This is a genomic window from Streptomyces qaidamensis, assembly GCF_001611795.1.
Taxonomy (GTDB): Bacteria; Actinomycetota; Actinomycetes; order Streptomycetales; family Streptomycetaceae; genus Streptomyces; species Streptomyces qaidamensis.
The window spans coordinates 2715812-2736745 of record NZ_CP015098.1; the positions used below are offsets into that span (position 1 = coordinate 2715812).

The 20934-nt window shown below is 70.6% G+C and carries 13 protein-coding genes, 1 other RNA gene and 1 pseudogene; 8 read left to right on the plus strand and 7 right to left on the minus strand.

The window, feature by feature from the left end; translation table 11 throughout:
• Positions 1-56: 56 nt before the first annotated feature.
• Both pglY and pglZ read left to right on the plus strand, forming a co-directional pair.
• Positions 57-3986, plus strand: a complete 3930-nt coding sequence (gene pglY / locus A4E84_RS11860) for a BREX-2 system ATPase PglY (RefSeq protein ID WP_062926533.1) — start codon at positions 57-59, stop codon at positions 3984-3986.
• A gap of 34 nt (positions 3987-4020) precedes the next feature.
• Positions 4021-6915 carry a BREX-2 system phosphatase PglZ gene (pglZ, locus tag A4E84_RS11865; RefSeq protein ID WP_062926534.1) on the plus strand — a complete coding sequence of 965 codons (2895 nt, stop codon included), beginning with the start codon at positions 4021-4023 and terminating at the stop codon, positions 6913-6915.
• Between the two features lie 50 nt (positions 6916-6965).
• Here the strand turns inward: pglZ and A4E84_RS11870 are convergent, their stop codons facing one another.
• Together A4E84_RS11870 and A4E84_RS11875 are read right to left on the minus strand one after the other, a co-directional pair.
• On the minus strand, positions 6966-8018 hold the full coding sequence (locus A4E84_RS11870; protein WP_062926535.1) for a CBS domain-containing protein: 1053 nt from the start codon (positions 8016-8018) through the stop codon (positions 6966-6968).
• A 7-nt stretch (positions 8019-8025) separates the two neighbouring features.
• A complete protein-coding gene (locus tag A4E84_RS11875) occupies positions 8026-9834 on the minus strand; it encodes a DUF262 domain-containing protein (RefSeq protein WP_062926536.1) in 1809 nt (602 codons plus the stop codon).
• 244 nt (positions 9835-10078) lie between these two features.
• On the opposite strand from A4E84_RS11875, the gene brxD reads away from it, so the two are divergent.
• Together brxD and A4E84_RS11885 are read left to right on the plus strand one after the other, a co-directional pair.
• A complete protein-coding gene (gene brxD, locus A4E84_RS11880) occupies positions 10079-11383 on the plus strand; it encodes a BREX system ATP-binding protein BrxD (RefSeq protein ID WP_237304895.1) in 1305 nt (434 codons plus the stop codon).
• Positions 11380-13509 (plus strand): DEAD/DEAH box helicase, encoded by a 2130-nt coding sequence (locus A4E84_RS11885; RefSeq protein ID WP_062926538.1) that lies wholly within the window; start codon positions 11380-11382, stop codon positions 13507-13509. Before brxD ends, A4E84_RS11885 begins: the two co-directional genes overlap by 4 nt.
• 70 nt (positions 13510-13579) lie before the next feature.
• On the opposite strand, the gene rnpB is transcribed toward A4E84_RS11885, so the two are convergent.
• The 4 genes and pseudogenes from rnpB to A4E84_RS11905 all read right to left on the minus strand — a co-directional run bounded on the left by rnpB (position 13580) and on the right by A4E84_RS11905 (position 16337).
• An RNA gene (rnpB, locus tag A4E84_RS11890) (RNase P RNA component class A) lies at positions 13580-13991 on the minus strand.
• Positions 13992-14106: 115 nt separating this feature from the next.
• Positions 14107-14886: pseudogene (locus A4E84_RS45725) on the minus strand (DMT family transporter); the annotation flags it as partial.
• 19 nt (positions 14887-14905) lie between these two features.
• Complete coding sequence (locus A4E84_RS11900) at positions 14906-15733, minus strand: AraC family transcriptional regulator (RefSeq protein WP_107308302.1); 828 nt, start codon at positions 15731-15733, stop codon at positions 14906-14908.
• Between the two features lie 25 nt (positions 15734-15758).
• Positions 15759-16337 (minus strand): Uma2 family endonuclease, encoded by a 579-nt coding sequence (locus tag A4E84_RS11905; RefSeq protein ID WP_174569421.1) that lies wholly within the window; start codon positions 16335-16337, stop codon positions 15759-15761.
• Between the two features lie 164 nt (positions 16338-16501).
• On the opposite strand from A4E84_RS11905, the gene A4E84_RS11910 reads away from it, so the two are divergent.
• The 4 genes from A4E84_RS11910 to eda all read left to right on the plus strand — a co-directional run bounded on the left by A4E84_RS11910 (position 16502) and on the right by eda (position 19381).
• Complete coding sequence (locus A4E84_RS11910; RefSeq protein ID WP_062926541.1) at positions 16502-17254, plus strand: MerR family transcriptional regulator; 753 nt, start codon at positions 16502-16504, stop codon at positions 17252-17254.
• A complete protein-coding gene (locus A4E84_RS11915) occupies positions 17254-17832 on the plus strand; it encodes a hypothetical protein (protein WP_062926542.1) in 579 nt (192 codons plus the stop codon). Before A4E84_RS11910 ends, A4E84_RS11915 begins: the two co-directional genes overlap by 1 nt.
• 53 nt (positions 17833-17885) lie before the next feature.
• Positions 17886-18668 (plus strand): peroxide stress protein YaaA, encoded by a 783-nt coding sequence (gene yaaA, locus A4E84_RS11920; protein WP_062926543.1) that lies wholly within the window; start codon positions 17886-17888, stop codon positions 18666-18668.
• A 62-nt stretch (positions 18669-18730) separates the two neighbouring features.
• Positions 18731-19381 (plus strand): bifunctional 4-hydroxy-2-oxoglutarate aldolase/2-dehydro-3-deoxy-phosphogluconate aldolase, encoded by a 651-nt coding sequence (gene eda / locus A4E84_RS11925; protein ID WP_062926544.1) that lies wholly within the window; start codon positions 18731-18733, stop codon positions 19379-19381.
• Here the strand turns inward: eda and A4E84_RS40590 are convergent.
• Entirely contained in the window at positions 19356-20489 is a 1134-nt protein-coding gene (locus tag A4E84_RS40590) for a bifunctional RNase H/acid phosphatase (RefSeq protein ID WP_418082256.1), read from the minus strand. The genes eda and A4E84_RS40590 overlap by 26 nt on opposite strands.
• Between the last annotated feature and the right edge of the window lie 445 nt (positions 20490-20934).

The window sequence follows — 20934 nt, forward strand, 5'->3', positions numbered from 1 at the left end:
CGCTGCCCGGTGGACGTAGACGTAGTACACGGCAAAACAGGAGACGCGAGACACAGATGGCCCCGACCGCCGCCACAGCCCCCCTCCTCCGCGATGTCATCGACATCAAGACGTCCATCTCCACGTCCGACTTCGTCCTGAAGCTGGCCGAGGCCGTCACCAAGGAGGGCGCCGAGCGGGCGCTGCGGGACTACGTCGTCACCGAGCGTCTCCTCGAGAACTTCGACGAGGCGCTGAGTCTGATCAAGACCGCGCTGGACGGGCAGACGTCGAAGGCCGCGTATCTCCACGGCTCGTTCGGTTCCGGTAAGTCGCACTTCATGGCCGTGCTGCACGCCCTGCTCCGGGGTGACGAGGCCGCACGCGCCCGGACTGACTTCGATCCGGTCCTGGCCAAGCACGAATGGCTGAGCACTGACGGGAAGAAGTTCCTGCTCGTGCCGTACCACATGCTCGGGGCCAAGTCCCTGGAGCAGCGGGTGCTCGGCGGGTACGTCAGTCACGTCAAAGCATTGCATTCCGACGCGCCCACTCCGCAGGTCTACCGCACCGACTCCCTCTTCGCGGACATCCGCGCGCTGCGGGACCGTATGGGCGACGACCAGTTCATCGAAGGGCTCGCCGGAGCCGCCGCGGCCGACGGAGACACCGCCGACGCCGACGACGAGTGGGGCGACTCCTTCGCCTGGACACCGGCGCTCCTCGACACCGCCCTCGCCGCCGAGGAACTGGACGGCGCCGAGGTCAACCTCAACCTGGTCAACCCGACCACCCCGGCCGAGCTGCGCGCCAAGCTGGTGCACGACGCGAGCACCAGCTGGTTCCCCGGCTTCGCGAAGAACGCCGCCGAGGACGAGCACGGCTTCATCTCGCTCGACGCCGGTCTCGCCGTCATCGCCGAGCATGCGAAGTCCCTGAGGTACGACGGGCTGATCCTGTTCATGGACGAGCTGATCCTCTGGCTCGCCAACCGCATCCACGACCAGAAGTTCGTCTCCCGCGAAGCGGACAAGATCACCAACTTCGTGGAGGGCGCCGACTCGCGCCGCGCCATCCCGATCGTGTCGTTCATCGCACGGCAGCGCGATCTGCGGGAGCTGGTCGGCCAGGAGGTGTCCGGGGCGGCCGAGACCGCCATCCAGGACAGCCTCAACCTGGCCTCCGGGCGCTTCGACAAGATCACGCTGGAGGACCGGAACCTCCCGCAGATCGCCCACGCCCGTCTCCTGAAGCCCAAGGACGCCGAGGCCGCCGCCAAGCTCGACGCGGCGTTCGCGAAGATCAAGCGGGTCGGGCCGCAGGTGTGGGACGTGCTGCTGGGCTCCGACGAGGGGACGACCGGGGCCGACGAGGCGTCGTTCCGGCTGACGTACCCCTTCTCGCCCTCGTTCATGGACACCCTGGTCCACATCTCCTCGGCGCTGCAGCGCTCGCGCACCGGTCTGAAACTGATGGGCCAGCTGCTGGCCGACCATCGCGACGACGCGACGCTGGAGCAGCTCATCCCGCTGGGCGACCTCTACCCGGTCATCGCGGACGGGGGTGACCGGCCGTTCGTCGACAGTCTGAAGGTGGAGTTCCAGGCCGCGGACAAGCTGTACCGCACCAAGCTGCGGCCCTACCTCCTGGCGATGTACGACGTCACCGAGGAGGACATCGAGCGCTACCGCCACCGCCGCGAGACCATTACCGACCAGGGGCACTTGCAGCGGTGCAAGGCGTTCGTGGGCGACGACCGGCTGATGTGCACGCTCCTGCTCTCCGCGCTGGCGCCCAGTGTTCCCGCGCTGCGGGACCTGACCATCCGGCGGCTCGCGTCCCTCAATCACGGCTCGGTCATCTCCCCCATCCCGGGGGCTGAGGTCGGCGCCATTCAGTCGAAGGTCGACGAGTGGGCGTCGCGCTTCGCGGAGATCAAACCCACCGGCACCAAGGCCAACCCCGGCGTACGGCTCGAGTTGGCCGGTGTGGACGTGGATTCGGTCATCGCGAACGCCAACGTCAACAACAACCGCTCCAACCGCCGCGCACTCGCCAAGCGGCTGCTCGCCGAGGAGCTGGGCATCGACCTCCAGGAGCGGCTCACCGCGGACGAGCTGAAGTTCGTCTGGCGCGGCTCGAACCGCACGGTGGAGGTCATCTTCGGCAACATCGCCGACCACGACGACCTGCAGGACCACGAGTTCGCCCCCAGCCAGGACGGGCTGTGGCGGATGATCATCGATCTGCCGTACGACGAGGGCGAGTACGGGCCGCGCGAGGACGCCAACCGCATGGCCGAGCTCCGTCGGCTCCCCGGCAACCGGCCACGGACGGTGGGGTGGATTCCCACGCACCTGTCCACTGGCCGTTTCCAGGACTTCCAGCGGCTGGTCGTCATCCACTACGCCCTCGCCGACCAGCGGCGCTTCGACACCAGCTACGCGCAACACCTGAACGCCGACAACCGGGCCCGTGCCAAGGCACTGCTGGAAGACCAGCGCGAGACGCTCACCAAGACGGTGAAGGCGGCCTTCAAGCAGGCCTACGGGCTTGCGGCCAAAAAGCCCGGCGACGTCAACCCGGACTTCAACGAGCACCTGGAACCGCTGCCCGACGTGCCGGATCTGCGTGTCTCCATCGGGCAGTCCCTGTATGACGCGGTCCGGCACGTGGCGGGCAAGCTGCTGGCCCACCAGTTCCCCGCGCACCCGGACTTCGACCCCGACGGCACGGGTACCGTCGTCAAACTCGCCGACGCACGGACCGTGTTCGGGCACATCCGCGACGCCTCGGAAGCCGGTGACCGGCAGGCCGAGATCCCGGGCAAGGAACGCGACCTCATGCGGCGCGTCGCCACTCCGCTCGGGCTCGGCCGGCAGAAGGAGGCGTACTTCCGGCTCTCCACTCGCTGGCCGGAGCACTTCGCCCTCCAGGCGCGCGGCGAGGCCGGTCCCGGTGACCTGAGTGTCAGCCGGCTCACCGAGTGGATCGACCGTCCCGCGCCGATGGGCCTGGAGCCGTTCCTCGCCCACCTCGTCATCGCGTCGTACGCGGAGATGGACGACCGGGTCTGGGTACGGGCAGGTGCGCTGCTCGACCCCTCGCCCGAACTGTCGGCGATCAAGCCGCAGGACGCGCTGCGTTCTCAGCCGCTGCCGGAGGAACACGTCTGGGAGGAGGCGGGACGCCGCTACTGGGAGATCTTCGGTGAGGAGCCGCCCAGGCTCCGCAGGGGCAGGATGGTCGGGCAGTTCGCCCGGCGGATCACGGAGCGGGCCCGTACGCATCAGCCGCACGCGGCCGATCTGGTGGCGCAGTTGGAGAAGCACGCGACGCTGCTCGGCCTGGACGGCACCGACGAGTCGGGCCGACTGGCGATCGCCCGCCGGGCCCGGGACCTGCTGGACGAACTGCGCGGGCTGGATCAGGGCGCGGCCGGCGGTTCCGCGGCGGCCAAGCAGGTCATCTCCGCGTTCGCCGGCTTCGATCTCGGCGACGTGCCGACGAGCCGCTACGGTGCGTCGATCAAGCAGGCCGAGGCCGTCGCGGCTGCCTTGGCCACCGCGGCCTGGGACATGCTCAAGCTCGCGCCCAACTACGGGCCGCAGGGCGAGGCGGTGCTGGAGGAGTTGCGCGGCGCGGCGCGTGTAGATCAGCGCACCAAGGACCTCAAGGAGGCGCTGCGGGAGGCACGGCGGTCCATCGTCGCCGTCATCGAGCGCAGCCAGGCGCACACCACCGATCCGCGCAGGGCGTACGCCGCGCCCACGCCGACCGAACCTCTCACCAAGCCCGACGCGATCAGCCTGAACACCGACACCGGCCAGCCGCCCGTGCCCTCCACCCACCCTGGCGCCGACAGCGGACGACGTGCGGGACGCCGCTCGGGCGGAGGCCGGACCACGGCTTCCCGTGCGTTGGCCGAGTTGAGGGCCGAACTGGCCGAACTGGCCGCTGCCGAGCCGGACGCGGAGATCGAGATCAGCTGGCGGGTCGTGGAATGAGCGGTAGGCGGCGAGCGAAGAAGGTGCGGGAACAGTGAGTACGGCGGCCGTGACCACCACCAGCGCGGTGCGGCTCAACGCCGCGACCATCACCCAGTACCTGGCATCGCAGCCCGGTCTCGGGCCGGGCAAGCGCCGGGTCGTACTGCTGCGCGCCGCGCCCTCCTGGGACGGCCCTGACGAGTTGCCCTGGGGTGAGCAGCGGCGGGCCAAGGTCGCGGCGGCGCCCTCTCCTCTGGGTGTGTACGAGCTGCTCCTCGCGCACCAGAAACTGTCGGCCACCGGGCCCGATGTGCTGGTGGTACTCACCGATCGCGAGGAGGCGGAGCTCGGGCCCGATCTGCTGGCCAAGGTGCACCGGCAGCGGGTCAACGCCGTGGACACCTGGGACGTCGTACGGGAGGCGTTCGGTGCGAGCCGCTCGGACCACCGGCTGTTCGAGGAGAACTGGGCTGCCGAGGCGCTGCTGGACGCCGCTCCGCCGCACGGCGGATGGCCGAAGCTGGCGGGCGGTGTCCTGTCGCGGCGCGAGGCGCTGACCTCGCTCGCGCTGCGCAGGCTGGGAATCGGCCGCTACGACCCCGACGCCGAAATCTCCCGCGCCACAGCGGGCGGTGGTGACGAGCTGGACATCCAAACCTTGCTGCGATGGTCCCTCGTGCCCGGCGGTCCCGAACGGCTCCTGGCGCTGCGCGCGCCCGAGCGGGCCGGGCTCGTGCAGTTCCTCGGCGAAGAGGAGCAGGCCGGGCGCGCGGGGCAGGCCCTGCTCGCCCTGGTGACGGCGGAACACGGACCAGACGCCGTCGCGTTCGGGCTGGTCTGCGCGGCGCTGTGGGGGCACGCCGACGCCGCGGCGGACGCGGAGGACTACCGGGCGCGGGGGCGGGCCGAGCGCTGGTTCGGAGAGGAACCGCCCGCCGAGGGTGAGCATCTGGACGCGCTCACGGCGGCCTTCGGACGCTCCTGCGAGGAGTTCGTCTCCGCCCTGCTGCTGACGGGACGATCGGACAGCGACGAATCGGCGGCAAAGGCCCGGCGGCTGACCGGCTCCGTGCTCGACCGGGCGGCCGCCCTTGCGCGCCAGTTCGGAGCGGAGCGAGCCGCGGGGACGAGTCCCGTACTGGCGCCAGGCCTTGAAGCGCGCTTCACCGCTGCCGGCGAGGCGCTGTCGAGCGGCGTCCCCGAGCGCATCACGCCCGCGGTGAAGGCCCTCAGCGAGCACCGGCTCGCCCGGGACCCCGACAACAGCGTCCGTATCGAGCGGGTGCGCATGGCGCGGCGGCTGGCACATTGGCTCGGGACCGACCCGCCGGTGGAGGCCGACACGGTGGCGGATGCCATCGCCCGTCACGTCACCGAGACGGGCTGGGTGGACCTGGCGCTGCAACACATCGAGTCGGGAGGCGATCCCGATCCGGCGCTCCGGTCCGCGTACGACGCTCTGTGCTCCTCGGCGCGCGACCGTCGGCGCGAGATCGACCGGCAGTTCGCCCAGGTACTCGCCGTCCGGACGGCGACCGACCGTGGTCCCGGCTCGATGCTGACCGTGGAGACTTTCCTCCCCGAGGTCGTCGCCCCGGTGGTGAAGGCCAAAGAGCGGAGAGTCCTGCTCCTCGTGCTCGACGGGATGAGCGCTGCCATCGCCGCCGAACTCGGCGACCAACTGCGCGACCACTGGGCCGAGTACGACCCGCTGCCCGGGGCGAAGGACGCCCCACGGCGCCGTGCGATGGCAGCCGCGCTCCCCACCGTCACGGCCGTGTCACGGACCTCTCTCTTCGCCGCGCGACTGATGAAGGGCACGCAGACCGACGAGAAGAAGTTGTTCCCCGCTCACCGCTTCTGGGGCGGGGAGGATGTGGCGGTCTTCCACAAGAACGATCTGCGCACCGAGAGCAGCGGCGAGCCGTTCGGGCCCAAACTGCACGACGCGCTCATCGGCGACCGTACACATGTGGCGGTGGTCCTCAACACCGTGGACGACCGGCTGGCCTCCGAGCAGAAACTCGGTGACGGTGCCTGGCGGCTGTCCGACATAGGAGGGCTGCGAGCACTGCTCCGGTCTGCCGCGGACCAGGGCCGTGCGGTGATCGTCACCAGCGACCATGGTCACGTCATCGACCGGCGGGCGGCGCGAATCGACGCCCAGGACGTAAGGTCCGCTCGGCACCGCGCCCCCGGCGGCCCACTTGCGGAACACGAGATCGTGCTGAGGGGACCTCGTGTCCTGGACCCGGAACCGGGGAGCGAGATCGTCGCCCTCTGGGACGCCGAAACCCGATACACGTCTCGCAAGGCCGGCTACCACGGCGGCGCATCCCTGGCCGAGTTCGCCATCCCCGTACTGGCCTTCCTGCCCTTCGGGGCGAAGCCGCCGAGCGGCTGGCGGGAACTGGGCAGCCAGCAGCCGACCTGGTGGTCACTGACCCAGCAGGGGGAGGAGCAGCCGCCACGGGCCCACGCCGCCGCGGTCTCGGCACCGGTAGGGAAGAAGCCGCCCAAGAGGAACAAGAACGAGGCGGAACTCGCCAAGAGCCACGAGGCGCTGTTCGATGTGGCGTTGGTTCCCTCGACGTCCGAGGACGGTACCCTGCTTTCCGCAACCCCGGTGTCTCCGGTTGACGCCTTGGTCGACACGCTCCTGGAGTCCGAGGTCTTCACGGCTCAGGTGCAGCTGCTGGCCCGCAAACCGGACCTCGCTCGGGTGGAGAAGGCCGTACACGCTCTGCTGGACTCGGGCGGCACCCTGCCGATGACGGCTCTCGCCCAGCGCGTCGGACTCCCCGCGAGCCGGCCGGCCGACGGCTTCGCCGCCGTGCTACGGCAGTTGCTCAATCACGACGGTGTCCAGGTACTGGAGACACTGCCGGACGGGCGGACCCTTCGCTTGCACATCGGACTGCTGCGGGACCAGTTCGAGTTGAGTTGAGGAGGGGTGAAAGCCTGCCCCGGGAACCCGGGGACAGGCTTCACCACCCGTCAGGTGAGCTGGCGCAGCAGACCCACGAACTGCCGCAGTTCCTCGCTCCGCTGAGCCGACAGCGGCTCCGGGCGGAAGTGCGCGATCTGGTTACGGATCTCGCGCACCCGGTCGAGCTGGTGCACGAACTGGACGCGGTTCACCCCGGTCCAGCCCAGGGTCTGCCAGTTCTGGTCGGCCGCGGCGCACAGCGCCTCTCTGCGGTTTCCCTGTCTGGTGCGCTGATCGCCGTCGAGCAGCATCACGTACTGGCCGAACATGAGATCAGCGATCTTCCCCGTCTTCCTGTCGTTGTTCTGCACCCCACGGACGGCGTCCTCGCCGATCTTCGCACCGAGACACTTACGCAGCCGGAACTCGATCTCGCCTATGACGAAGAACGGCCATGCGGTCGCGTCGAAGCGCTGGGTGATGTCCGCAGCGGTGACGATGCCGCTGATGCGGCCGTTATGGGCTCTCACCAGCACGTATCCGTGCTCGCAGACGCTGGAGAGCATGGCGAAGAAGTCGTCGTGCGCGTGCGCGACCGGCGGGTCCTCCACGATGGCGTTGGCCAGCGCCGCTTCCGCACCTGTGGCGTACATCTTGGCCACCGAGCGCCAGGTGACGACGCCGGACACCGTGTACCGGTCCTCCAGGACCGGGATCTGGGAGTAGTTCTTCGTGTGCATGATGTACGTCGCCTCGGTGAGGTCCGAGGCGGGTGTGACCGAGTCGACCCCGGCGTGGGCACACGGCAGGTCGCCGATCCGGAACGGCTGCGTGGGCAGCGCACCCGGGAGCAGCCCCGCCTCGTCCTCCTGCTCCTCGTCCGTCGTGTCCCCCTGCTCCGCTGCTGCGGATTCCTGGGCGACGATGTGGATCTCGGACTGGCTGCCGCAGGTGGCGAAGTACGGAAGGGTCGCGAGACCGAGATCCTTCAGCCTCTGCTCGATGACCAGGATCGCCTGGTCGTTGCGGAACCGGGTGTTGAAGCAGGTCAGGAGTTCGACGAGGGGTATGCGGCGGCCTTTGAGCGCAAGCAGTTCGTCATCAGAGGGGTTCCGGAGCACGACCGCGTCACCCGGCCTTCGTGTCGCGGAAGACGGTGCGCTTGCCCATGGCTGACATGACCAGCTCCAGCAACTGCTTGGACCTGCTCACATAGAACTGCTCGAAATCGCCCGAGTGCAGCGTGGCCGGGTCGATGAGGTGAGTGCCGATGACGTCGTCGAACCACTCGGGGCGCATACCCGACTCGAGGGCGAGCGTCTTGAGGTATCCGGCAGGAGATCCGGTCATGCTCTTGCTGGCCCGGAGCGACAGAGGCGTCTTGTTGATGATCGAGTTGGCCCGGTTGCTGTAGGCCCGGTGGTTCTTGTCGATCCACGCCTTGGGGAAGATCTGACGAACCTCCACGCTGTACTCGGCCAGGCGCGCCGCGTTCAGGGGCGCCTCGGTGAAGTACCAGTCCACCGCGCCCTGCTTGACGAGAAGGGCGTAAACCCCCTTGTAAGCGGCGCTGTTGCGGGTGCTCAGGGTGTCCAGCCGGTCGTCCAGGAAGGCTGCCTCGGCGATGGTGTCGGGGACCACTTCAGCGTTGCCCCGCAGACGTTCGACGAGTTGTTCCACATCGCGGGTGAAGCGGCTCTCCGTCGATCCGCCGTACATCTCGCCGAGCACACCGCACCAGTACCACTGGGTGAGCAGTTCGTCGGCCGCCTCGGTGTCGGTCTCGTCGCCCAGGATGGTCCGTACGGCGGCCAGCGGTACGAGCTGGGTGCGATACGGCAGGTCGGGGGCCCGCACGATGCACTGCCGCTCAAGGAAAGCCCCCACCCACTCGAAGGCCTCCGCCACGCGCGGAGCGAGCAGGCTGAAGTCGGCGAGCGGCAGTTCCAGCAGGTCACGGCGCTTGCAGGAGATCGCGGCGCGCGGCTCCTGCCGTTTGCGCTCCCAGGTTCTGACGAGTGCCACGGCCTGGAGGAAGTCACTGCTGCTGAGCCCGTCCTCGACGCCGGCCTCCATGCGCCCGAACACGGGGTACGACGCCGTCAGGCCCTTCTTGATGTCCAGCCATACGTCGGGGAGCTTGAAGTAGTCGCCGTGCTGGGCCACGTACTCCTGGTTGCCCGCGTAGGTGGCCGTCAGCAGTTCGAAGACGTTGAGCGGCACACCGCCGGTGTTCACCCGCTCGAACACGGCGCAGACCGCGTCCATGGTCGTTGAGGCCGCGAGCTTGATCATCGGCACCTGGAACGACTGCATCTGGCTGAGCACGTACTGCTGGAACTGTCCCCACAGCCCCCAGTTCGTGACGTCGACCTTCACGAACTCCTGGTGCCAGGCGTTCACACGCTGCGTGTCGAACACGAAATGGAGCGGGAAGTACCCGGCGGCGCACTCCCCCTCGACGGTGGTCAGGTCGATGGTGTCCCTGCGGTTGAAGCCGGTCTTCAGAATCCGATCCTCGGGCACGGACACGATGGCGTCGTCACGGTCGGCCGGCGACCCGATGGATTTGGCGATGTCGATGTAGTACCAGCGCCTCAGTTCCTTGCCCCGGGCGTCCACTGTCTCGACAGGCCGATCCCGATGCAGTGCCTGGAAGAGGGAGGTCAGCCGCTGCTGCCCGTCGAGCAGCAGGAGATCGGGCACTCTGCCCTGCGCGTCCTCGGCGCCCTTGAGTGTCCGGGTGCGGAACGGTGACGTGCCGTTGGTCTGCAGCGCCATCACCACGCCCAGCGGATAGTCCAGTGTCACCGTCGCGATAAGGGCCCTGATGCGCTCGTCGTCCCACTTCCACTCACGCTGGAAGTCCGGGAGTTGTAAGGCGCCGGAAGCGACGTCCGCGAGGGCGTCGCTGAGTCTCAGACTGTCGAGTGCCACGCTGTGTCTTCCCTGTTGAACCTGAGCGGTGAGTCGCCACCGGTGACCGGCGGTGAACATGCAATTCCATCAACGGAGTTGCGGGCAGTCAAGGGCGGTCGACGGACAGTTCCAGAGGCCGGAAGGCCAGGGCCCGCCCAGGGAGTCGGATCCGTCCGTGCCCTTCACTGAGCGGCATCCAGGCATCCGGGTCAAATGGGAGACTGTCCGGGTGAGGACAGACAGCTCTGGTGGAAGCGGACCCGTGAGTGCCGCCCGGCGTCGCGGCGTGATCGACGCCCTGCGCCGGGGGGCCGTGCCGGAGAGCGGACTGGATCTGCTGGCGACCGGCCTGGACCGCTTCGGAACCGCACTCGATGCGGAACTCGATGCCGTCAGGTCGGGAGCCTCGGTGTTCAAGGCGGTGCGAGGCGAGTACGGGTCGGGCAAGACATTCTTCGCACGGTGGCTCGGTGAGCGTGCCAAGCGGCGCAACTTCGCTGTCGCCGAAATCCAGATCTCGGAAACGGAGACCCCGCTGCACAAACTCGAGACCGTCTACCGCCGCCTCACCGAGCGGCTGGCCACGCCCGGATTCCCACCGAGCGCCCTTCGGCCGGTCGTCGATTCGTGGTTCTACGCCCTTGAGGAGGACGCGCTTGCTGCCGGAGCCCCCGAGGAGGACCTGCCCGGCAGGGTCGAACAGCTGATGACGGCCCGGCTCACGGAGGTGTCCCGGCACGCCCCGTCGTTCGCCACGGCCCTGCGAGGCTACCGAGCCGCGGTCGAGGCGGGCGACGAGGCCACCGCCTCGGCCGTCATGGCCTGGCTGGGTGGGCAGCCCCATGTGGCCGCCGCTGCCCGCAGGGCCGCTGGGGTGCGCGGTGACCTCGATCACTTCGGTGCTCTTGGCTTCCTGCAGGGATTGCTCACCGTGCTGCGCGACTCGGGTCACTCGGGGCTGCTCGTCGTCCTGGACGAGGTCGAGACCCTGCAGCGGGTCCGCTCCGACGCTCGCGACAAGGCGCTGAACGCGCTGCGTCAGCTCATCGACGAGGTGCACTCCGGGCGTTTCCCCGGTCTCTATCTGCTGATCACCGGCACGCCGGCGTTCTACGACGGCCGACAGGGCGTACAGCGGTTGGCTCCGCTGGCCCAGCGGCTGGCCACCGACTTCACCACCGACCCGCGCTTCGACAACCCGCGTGCCGTGCAGATCAGGCTGCCCGGCTTCACCCAGGAATCACTCATCGGTCTCGGGCTGACCATCCGGGACCTGTACGCGGCCGGATCGGCCGCCGCCGAGCGCGTCAGGGAAGTAGCGGACGATGCATACGTCGCCGACCTGGCCACGGCCGTCGGCGGGGCGCTGGGGGGCAAGGTGGGTGTCGCGCCCCGTCTGTTCCTCAAGAAGCTCGTGGGTGACGTCCTCGATCGCGTCGACCAGTTCGATGACTTCGATCCGCGCAAGCACTACGCACTCACGGTGAATGCCTCGGAGCTGACCGAAGTCGAGCGCAACGCCGCGGCGGCCACCAGCGCCGAGGATGTCGAACTGGATCTTCCATGAGCGACGGGGCGCCCGACCCGATGGATCTGCTTCACCCGGGGCTGGTCCACCACGTCGTGAACACCCTGGGCTGGCCCCGCCTGCGGCCTCTCCAGGAAGAGGCGATCACGCCCCTGACGGACGGCACGGACGCCGTGCTGATCGCACCCACCGCCGGCGGAAAGACCGAGGCTGCCTGCTTCCCCCTGCTGTCGCGCATGGCACAGGAGAAATGGGACGGCACCTCGGTCCTCTATGTGTGTCCGCTGAAGGCGCTGCTCAACAACCTGCTGCCCCGTCTGGAGACGTATACCTCCTGGCTCGGGCGCACGGCGGCGCTGTGGCACGGCGATGTCACCCACTCCCGCCGCAAGCGGATCCTGCGCGAACGACCGGATGTGCTGCTGACGACTCCAGAGTCCCTGGAGGCCATGCTGGTCAGCACGAATGTCGACCATCGGGCGTTCTTCTCCGGGCTGCGGGCGATCGTCGTCGACGAGGTGCACGCGTTCGCGGGCGACGACCGGGGGTGGCATCTGCTGGCCGTGCTGGAACGGTTGGAGCGGGTGGCCGGGCGTCCGGTGCAACGCGTCGGTCTGTCCGCGACCGTGGGTAACCCGCGGGAGCTGCTCACGTGGTTGCAGGGAGCGAAGGCCGAGCAGCGCGCGGCGCGGGTCGTCGCCCCGCACCTTAGGGAGAAGGAACCGAAGCTGCCCCCTCCCGGGGACGTCCAGCTCGACTACGTAGGGTCCCTGACCAATGCCGCGACGGTGATCGCGGCATTGCACAGGGGCGAGAAGCGGCTCGTCTTCTGTGAATCACGCAAGGAGGTCGAGGAACTTGGCTCGGCGCTGCGCGCGAAGGGCGTGACCACCTTTCTGTCCCACGCGTCACTGTCCGCGGACGAGCGGCGGCGGGCGGAGGAAGCCTTCGCAGAGGCCCGCGACTGCGTGATCGTCTCCACCAGCACCTTGGAACTGGGCATCGACGTCGGCGACCTCGACCGGGTCGTCCAGATCGATGCCCCAAGCACCGTGGCCTCGTTCCTGCAGCGTCTCGGCCGCACCGGCCGACGGCCCGGTGCCAGCCGCAACTGCCTGTTCCTGGCCACTGACGACGCCGGACTCCTCACCGCGGCAGCACTGCTGCTGCTCTGGTCAGGCGGCTGGGTGGAGCCGGTCATCGCCCCGCCGGAGCCCCGGCACATCGCCGCGCAGCAGATGCTGGCACTCTGCCTCCAGGAACACCGGGTCGGGGACCGGCTGTGGCAGGACTGGTGGGGAGGTCTCGGTCCTTTCGGTCCTTCCGCCGAGCCGATCATGCGCCACCTGGTCGAGGAGGGCTTCCTGGACCGGGACGGCGAGCTGCTGTTCATCGGACCCGAAGCCGAAAAGCGTTTCGGCTACCGGCACTTCATGGACCTCACCGCAGTCTTCACCGCCGCCCCGGAGTTCACGGTCCTGTCGGGCCGCACCGAAATCGGTACTACAGATCCCGCGCTGCTCACCGACGAGGTCATCGGCCCTCGCCGACTGCTGCTCGCCGGGCGCAGCTGGCAGGTGACGTACATCGACTGGTCGCGCCGCCGCTGCTTCGTCGAACCGGTGGAAGGTGGCGGGCGGGCTCGATGGGGTGGCATCGGACTGACCCGCACCGCGTCGTACGAGCTGACACGGTCGGTCCGCGAAGTACTACTCGGCGCCACCCCGCCGGTCAGGGTCACCCGCCGTGCCGAGAGCGCCCTCGCTCGCGTGCGCGATGAGAGCGCCGAACTGGTGCACCGCGACGGCAGCATCATCATGCGGGGAGGGCACGACACCAATGTGCGGTGGTGGACGTGGGCGGGGCACCGCACCAACGCCACCCTGGCCGCCACCCTCTCCAGCATTGCCGATCCCCTACAGCGTCCTACGAGCACATACATCCGGCTGCGTGAGGACATCACCCCGCAGGAATGGAGAAAGACCACCGCACACGCCGCCGACCACTTGTGCCTCCCGACGGTGGATCCTCGCGCGTTGGCCGGACTGAAGTTCAATGTGGCGCTTCCGCCGCGGTTGGCCGAGGCGACGCTCGCAGCCCGGTTGGCCGATCTGAAGGGTGCCATCGCATCGCTTCGTGAAGCTGTCAGCTTCACGACCAAGTGACGGAAGGGGCGCACTCTCGTGGCCGGGAAGACCTCGCCGCCGTCGGCCGAGTCCCCGGCGAAGCGGGCGGCAGACGAGTCGGGCTGTACGCCGGGTTCTGTTCCCCGGTTCCCTCGCGGGAGCCGGGGCGACGGCCATCCATCTAGGACCGGCGTTGCCGCCGGCCTCGTGCGGTCTACCCGCGGACTCGGGCGGGCAGCCCTCGATCGTCCGCGCAGGGTCACCTTCGAAAAGGCGGCCCCTCTTGACCTTGCTCCGGGTGGGGTTTACCTAGCTGCCTGAGTCACCTCAGGCACTGGTGGTCTCTTACACCACCGTTTCACCCTTACCGAGGACCGAGGTCCCCGGCGGTCTGCTTTCTGTGGCACTGTCCCGCGGGTCACCCCGGGTGGCCGTTAGCCACCACCCTGCCCTGTGGAGCCCGGACGTTCCTCGGGAAGCTCCCCGTCAGGGGGACTCCACGCGGCCGTCCGCCCGGCTCGTCTGCCGTGTCGACCATGGTACCCGGCGGACGTCCCGCTTCGACGCCGCGGCCGTGGCCAGCACCGAGCCCGCCAGGATCAGAGTGAAGGCGACGCCGATGCCGAGGGTCAGCTTCTCGTCCAGGAACAGCGCGCCCGCGGCGACCGCCACCGCCGGGTTGACGTACGTGATCACACCGGCTCGGGTCGGGCCGACCTCCTTGATCAGCTCCAGGAAGGCCACGAACGCGATCGCGGTGCAGACCACTCCCAGGCCGGCGAGTGCTGCCAGGACCTCGCCCGACGGCATGGTGGCGGGCCTGGTCAGGAAGGCCGCGGGGGCGTAGACCACGGCGGCGAACGTCAGGCAGGGGGTGATCAGCTGGAGGGTCGGGACGTCCTTGAGGTACCGGGCCGCTATCAGCGGGGCCGTGGCATAGCCGACGACCGTCACCAGCACCTCGGCCATCGACAGGGCGTCGCCGCCGGTGAGGTGCGGCAGAGTCAGGACGGTGACGCCCGCGAGGCCGAGGGCCAGGCCCGCGATGCGGCGGGCGCCCACCCGCTCCCCCGCGCCGAAGAAGCGGGCCAGGAGGAGGGCGACGATCGGCACGCCCGCGATGAGGAGTCCGGCGGTGGAGCTGGACAGGTGGCGTTCGGCGTCGGTCAGGGTCCACCAGGGGCCGATGATCTCGATGACGGCGAAGGCCAGCATCGGCTTCCAGTGGGTCCGGACGGTACGGCCGAAGCCGCCCTGGCGCAGGGCGAAGGGGAGCAGGAGTGCGGCGCCGAGGGCGCAGCGCGCGAACACCACCATGGACGGGGACAGTTCGTCCACCGCCACCTTGATCATCAGGTAGGGGACGCCCCAGATCACTCCCATGAGGGAGAACAGGAACCAACCGCGTGCAGTCATGGAGTGAGTCTCGGCCCTGTCACCGCCCGGTGTCTTGAACGCTGTTGCGGTACGCGGCCGGGGTCACCCCCAGCACCCGGCGGAACCAGCGGGTGAGGTGCGCCTGGTCGGCGAAGCCGACGAGGCCCGCGACCTCGGCGGGACGCAGTCCGGCTTCCAGCAGGCCGCGGGCCCTGGCCACCCGGTGCTGGGCGAGCCAGGCGTACGGCGGTACGCCCATGGTCGTGCGGAAGGCGCGGAGAAGTTGGTAGCGGGACAGGCCGAGATCGGTGGCGAGGGAGGCCAGGGAGGGGGGTTCCAGCAGTTCGTCGGCGAGGCGGTCGCGTACGGTCCTGGCGATGCCGTCGGCGCCGGTCACGGTGTCGCTCGTCGCCCGGGCCGTGGAGTGGCGGCGGGCCAGGGCCGTGAGCAGCCAGGGCAGCCGGGACTCGGCTTCCAGGGGGTCGGGGCAGGCGCTGATGTCGGTGTGGGCGGCGCGCAGGGCCGCCGCCAGTTCCGGGTCGTGCAGGACGGGGTCGCGGAAGTGCGGGAGGCCGCCGAGGGTGCCGTCGGCCAGGAGGGCCGGTCCGGCGTAGAGGGCCTGGTAGGCGTAGCCGTCGCAGGCGGCCGGGCCGCCGGTGTGCATCTCGCCGGGCTCCAGGACGACGATCGAGCCGGGGTAGGAGTGGATGTGCCCGCCCCGGTAGGCGATGACCTCCGAGCCGCCGACCGTGACGCCGACGGTGAACTCGTCGTGGGCGTGGGGTGCGTAGACGTGCTGGTCGAAGTGGGCGGTGAGGAGGTCGAGGGACGGGCCGGCACGGCCGAGTCGTGCCCTCGTCCATCGCGCCTGCTCTCGTATCCCCATGTGGCCCACCCCCGCCCACAGGGGATCAGAGGAGGTCGGCCGTGTCCAGGTCGAAGGCGAACGGTTCGGGAAGCGTGACGGGCTTGCCGAAGGGGCGGGCGCAGTGCTCGCGGTAGTCGTCTTCCTTCGGCTCGCTGAACACCGTGACCTGAGCCGTGTCCCGGTCGACGAGCAGGTAGAGCGGGATGCCCGCGCGGGCGTAGCAGCGGCGCTTGGCCTCGCGGTCGGCCTGCGGCTTGGTGGAGGTCACCTCCATCACCATGGCGACGCCGTCGCAGGGCATCCAGGAGCCGACTCCGCCGAACAAGTCGAGCCGGAGGGGGCCGAAGGTGACGTCGGGAACCAAGTGGTTCTTGGGGCAGGCGCCGCCGCGTGTCAGCTTCAGCCCTTTGTTCCCGGAGAAGTCCATGTCGGTCCGGGACTGCTTGATCACCTGCCTCACGATCCTGCTGATGTACTTCTCGTGATCCCCGTCCGGCGGCGGCGTCACAACGATCTCCCCCTCGATCAGCTCGGCCCGGAAACCCTCCGGGGTGTCCAGGGCGAGAAACCCCTCCAGCAGGACCTCTTCCTGCGAGAGCGGCTCGTGGGCCATGGCAGTCATGTCACGCCCCTCCTTCTGTCGCTCGCCAGACTGGGACATCGCCGAACCACCCGTCCGTGAGATCGGGAACCGTTCCCTCGATCGTGGCACACGATCACGGCCCCCGTCAGAAGGCCGGACGGCTCGCTTGACCCTGCCGCAGCGTCAACGTCTTCACTGGTGGCATGCGGATCGGAGAACTCGCCGCCGTCGTCGGCGTCACCACGCGGGCCGTGCGGCACTACCACCATCTGGGGCTGTTGCCCGAGCCCGAGCGGCGGGCCAACGGGTATCGGGAGTACGGGTTGCGGCATGCCGTCGTGCTGGCGCGGATCCGGCGGCTGACCGAGCTGGGGCTGGGGCTCGCGGAGGTGCGGGACGTGCTCGCGGACGACGCCGGGAAGGACCTCGTCGAGGTGCTGACCGAGCTGGACGAGGATCTGGCGCGGCAGGCGGAGGCGCTCCGGGAGCGGCGGGCGCGGGTGCGGACGCTGCTGGACGCGGGGGGGGGGGTGCCCGCCGAGGGGCCCGTGTCGCCGGAGCTGGCCGCGCTGTTCGCCGGGACCGCGCATCTGTCGGACTCGCCGATGGCAGCCAAGGACCGCGAGATCATCGCGTTCCTGGAGACCGCCATGCCGGCGGAGGCCCGGGAGCAGCTGGTGTCCTCGATCGGGGAGGCGCTGGGGAGCCCGGGGGCCGTGGCGCGGGCCGGTGAGGCCTACGCGCTGCTCGACGCGCTCGCCGGTGCCGACGCCGGTGACCCGCGCGTCGACGAGGCGGCCCGGGCGCTCGCCGACTGCATCCCGCCGGGGCTGTTCCCGGAGGCCGGGGAGATCGACCAGGGCGACAGTTTCCTGCGCGCGTTCTACGACGACCTTCCCGCGGCCCAGGCAGAGGCCGTCCGCCGTGCGCTGCGGATCCTCGCCGAGGAGCGGTGATGAGGATCGGGTGGCTGCTGGTGCGGCACGAGGTGCGGTTGCTGGCGAGTCTCGCCCTGTGGGTGGCTCGGCGTACCCACGGGGCGGGCGGGGGCCGGGCCTTCGGGTACGCGGGCGGGCAGGGGGCGATGATGGCCGGGTTCGGCTTCGTGTGCCTGGTCGAGACGGTGGCGATGTCCGTGCTGCTGCGGGACTGGCCCGCCGTGCACGCGGCGGTTCTCTTCCTGGACGTGTACACGGTCGTGTTCGTCGTCGCGCTGCACGCCTCGTCCGTCGTGCGTCCGCACGTGCTGGATGCGGACCGCGGCTCGCTGCGGATCCGGCGGTACGTCCATGTCGACCTGTGCGTGCCGCTGGAGCGGATCGCCTCCGTGCGGCGTGAGCTGCGGATGACCCACGAGCGGGCCGACGGCGAGCTGAACGTCGAGGTCGGCTCGCAGACCACCGTCACGCTGGAACTGACGGAGCCGGTCACGCACGTCACCTTCTTCGGGCGGCGCCGCGAGGTGCGGGTCGTCCGCTTCCACGCCGACGACGCCGACGGGCTCGTGCGCGCCCTTGGCCGGGCGTGCGTCTGAGCTCCCCGTACGCCCCCGTACGCTGTCGGCGGAGTTCGATCGAAGGAGTACGCGTGCTTGTCCTGCTGCCGCCGTCCGAAGGAAAGGCATCGTCCGGTCGTGGTGCGCCGCTGAAGCCGGAGTCGCTGTCGCTGCCGGGGCTGACCGCCGCCCGGGAGGCCGTGCTCGGCGAGCTGGTCGAGCTGTGCGCCGGCGACGAGGACAAGGCGCGTGAGGTGCTGGGGCTGAGCGAGGGGCTGCGGGGCGAGGTCGCGAAGAACGCGGAGCTGCGGACCGCTGGCGCCCGGCCGGCCGGGGAGATCTACACCGGCGTGCTCTACGACGCCCTGGATCTGGCGAGCCTGGACACCGCCGCCAAGCGGCGTGCCGCGCGCTCGCTGCTCGTGTTCTCCGGGCTGTGGGGTGCCGTGCGGGTGACGGACCGGATTCCGTCCTACCGGTGCTCGATGGGCGTGAAGCTGCCGGGCCTCGGGGCGCTGGGCGCGCACTGGCGTACGCCGATGGCGTCGGTGCTGCCGGAGGTGGCCGGGGGCGGGCTGGTGCTGGATCTGCGGTCCGCCGCGTACGCCGCCGCCTGGAAGCCGAAGGGCGAGGTCGCCGGGCGCACTGCGTCGGTGCGGGTGCTGCACGCGCCCACGCGGAAGGTGGTCAGCCACTTCAACAAGGCGACGAAGGGGCGGATCGTGCGCGGCCTGCTGACCTCCGGGGCCGACCCGAAGGGACCGGCCGAGCTGGTGGCGGCGCTCCGGGATCTCGGGTACCTCGTGGAGGCGCAGGCTCCGGCGAAGTCGGGGCAGGCGTGGTCGCTGGATGTGCTGGTGGACGAGGTCCACTAGCGGGCATTGCAGAGAGTGCAACGCGCTTTGCGCGACTTGCACGCCGACGGCAGGATGACGCCATGGCCTCCCCTGCCCTGCCCGCCTCCGTGCTGGACCTCGCGCCCGTCGTCCCTGTCGTCGTCATCGAGGATGCCGGCGACGCCGTACCGCTGGCGCGGGCGCTGGTCGCGGGCGGGCTGCCCGCGATCGAGGTGACGCTGCGGACGCCCGTGGCCCTGGCGGCGATCCGGGAGATCGCGCGGGAGGTGCCCGGGGCCGTGGTCGGGGCCGGGACGGTGATCCGTCCCGGGCAGGTCGCGGAGGCGGTGGCCGCGGGCTCCCGCTTCCTGGTCGGTCCCGGCTGGACGGGCCTCCTGCTGGAGGCGATGCGGGCCTCCGGGGTGCCGTTCCTGCCGGGGGTGTCGACCGCGTCCGAGGTCGTGGCGCTGCTGGAGCGCGGGGTACGGGAGATGAAGTTCTTCCCGGCGCAGGCCGCGGGCGGCACGGCGTATCTGAAGTCGCTGTCGGGGCCGCTCCCCCAGGCCCGGTTCTGCCCCACGGGCGGGATCGGCCCGGACTCGGCCCCGGACTATCTGGCCCTGCCCAACGTGGGCTGTGTGGGCGGGAGCTGGATGCTGCCGCAGGATGCCGTTGCGGCTCGCGACTGGGGCCGAGTCGAGGCGCTGGCCCGTGCCGCGGCGGCGCTCAGCGCAGGTGGGACGTGTCGTTGAGGAGGCGGACGCTGGCGTTGCCGTCCGCGTAGTACGCGACCACCGAGAAGGACGCGGCCGACAGCTCCATGCGGAACAGGGACTCCGGCGGGGCGCCCAGGGCGAGCCGGACGAGGGTCTTGATCGGGGTCACGTGCGTGACGAGCAGGACCGTTCGGCCCGCGTGGGCCGCGACCAGCTTGTCGCGGGTGGCGGCGAGCCGGGTGGCCGTCGCCACGAAGCTCTCGCCGCCGCCGGTGGGTTCGGCGTCCGGGGAGGCCAGCCAGGCGTTCAGGTCGTCGGGGTGGCGCTCGCGCACCTCGGCGAAGGTGAGTCCCTCCCAGGCGCCGAAGTCGGTCTCGCGCAGGCCGTCGTCGATGCCGACGTCGAGCCCGAGCCGGGCGGCGACGATCCCGGCGGTCTCCCGCGTCCGGGCGAGCGGCGACGACACGACGGCCTGGATGGTGCCCCGCCGGGCCAGCATCGCGGCGGCCCGTTCGGCCTGCTCCCGGCCGGTGTCGGAGAGGGAGGGGTCGGTTCCCCCACTGCCGGAGAACCGCTTCTGGGGCGTCAACGGCGTCTCGCCGTGCCGGAGCAGGACGAAGGTGGCGGGGGCACCCATGTCGGCGGGGGCCCATCCGGGCGCGGCGACGGCCTGGGCGGCCCGGACGTCGGCGTCGGCGTTCTCGGCGGGTGCCCCGGCCTTCGCGACGCGGGCGTCGGAGGCGGCTTCGGCGGCAGGGGTGTCCGTCTTCACGGCGCGGCCGTCGGCGGGACCCTCGGCCTCAGCAACACGGCCGCCAGCGAGAGCCTCGGCTTTGGCAACACGGCCGCCGGCGGAACCCCCGGCCTCAGCAACACCACCGCCAGCGAGAGCCTCGGCTCTGGCAACACGGCCGCCGGCAGAACCCCCGGCCTCAGCAACACCACCGCCAGCAGAACCCCCGGCCTCAGCAACACCACCGCCAGCGGAACCCCCGGCCTCAGCAGCAGGACCGTCGGCGACGGCTCCGGCCTCAGCAGCAGGACCGTCGGCGACGGCTCCGGCCTCAGCAGCAGGACCGTCGGCGACGGCTCTGGCGGCGCCGCCACCCGCGACGGCCCCCGCGGCAAAGGCGTCCGCCGTCACGGCGTGACCACTGGCGGCAGACCCGGCCTTCACAGCACGGGCATCGGCCTCGGCCCCCGCAATGCCCCCCTTCGCGACGGCCTGCGCGGCACGTGCATCGACGGCAGCCTCCGCCGGGCGAACGGCAGCCCCGGTCCCGCCGGGCTCCGCGTCCGCCTCAGCCTGCGTCGCGGCAGTCCGCACCGCGTCGCCGCCGCCCGACGGGCTGGTCGCCCCGTGGGCGTAAGGCGGCACGGCGTCCGCACCCGGGCCGGCCGGCGCGGCGGCGGCGCGGCCCGCCGCCAGGGCCCCGCGTACCCGCGCCGCACCCGCCACCGCGTCACCGGGCGGGCCGGAGGGCGCGGCCGCCTCGGCACTCACGGCGCGCCTGGCACTCCCGGCAGCCGCGTCCGGCTCCGCCGTCGACGCCGCCTCCGACCACCGCTCGCCCCGGGCCCCCGCGTCC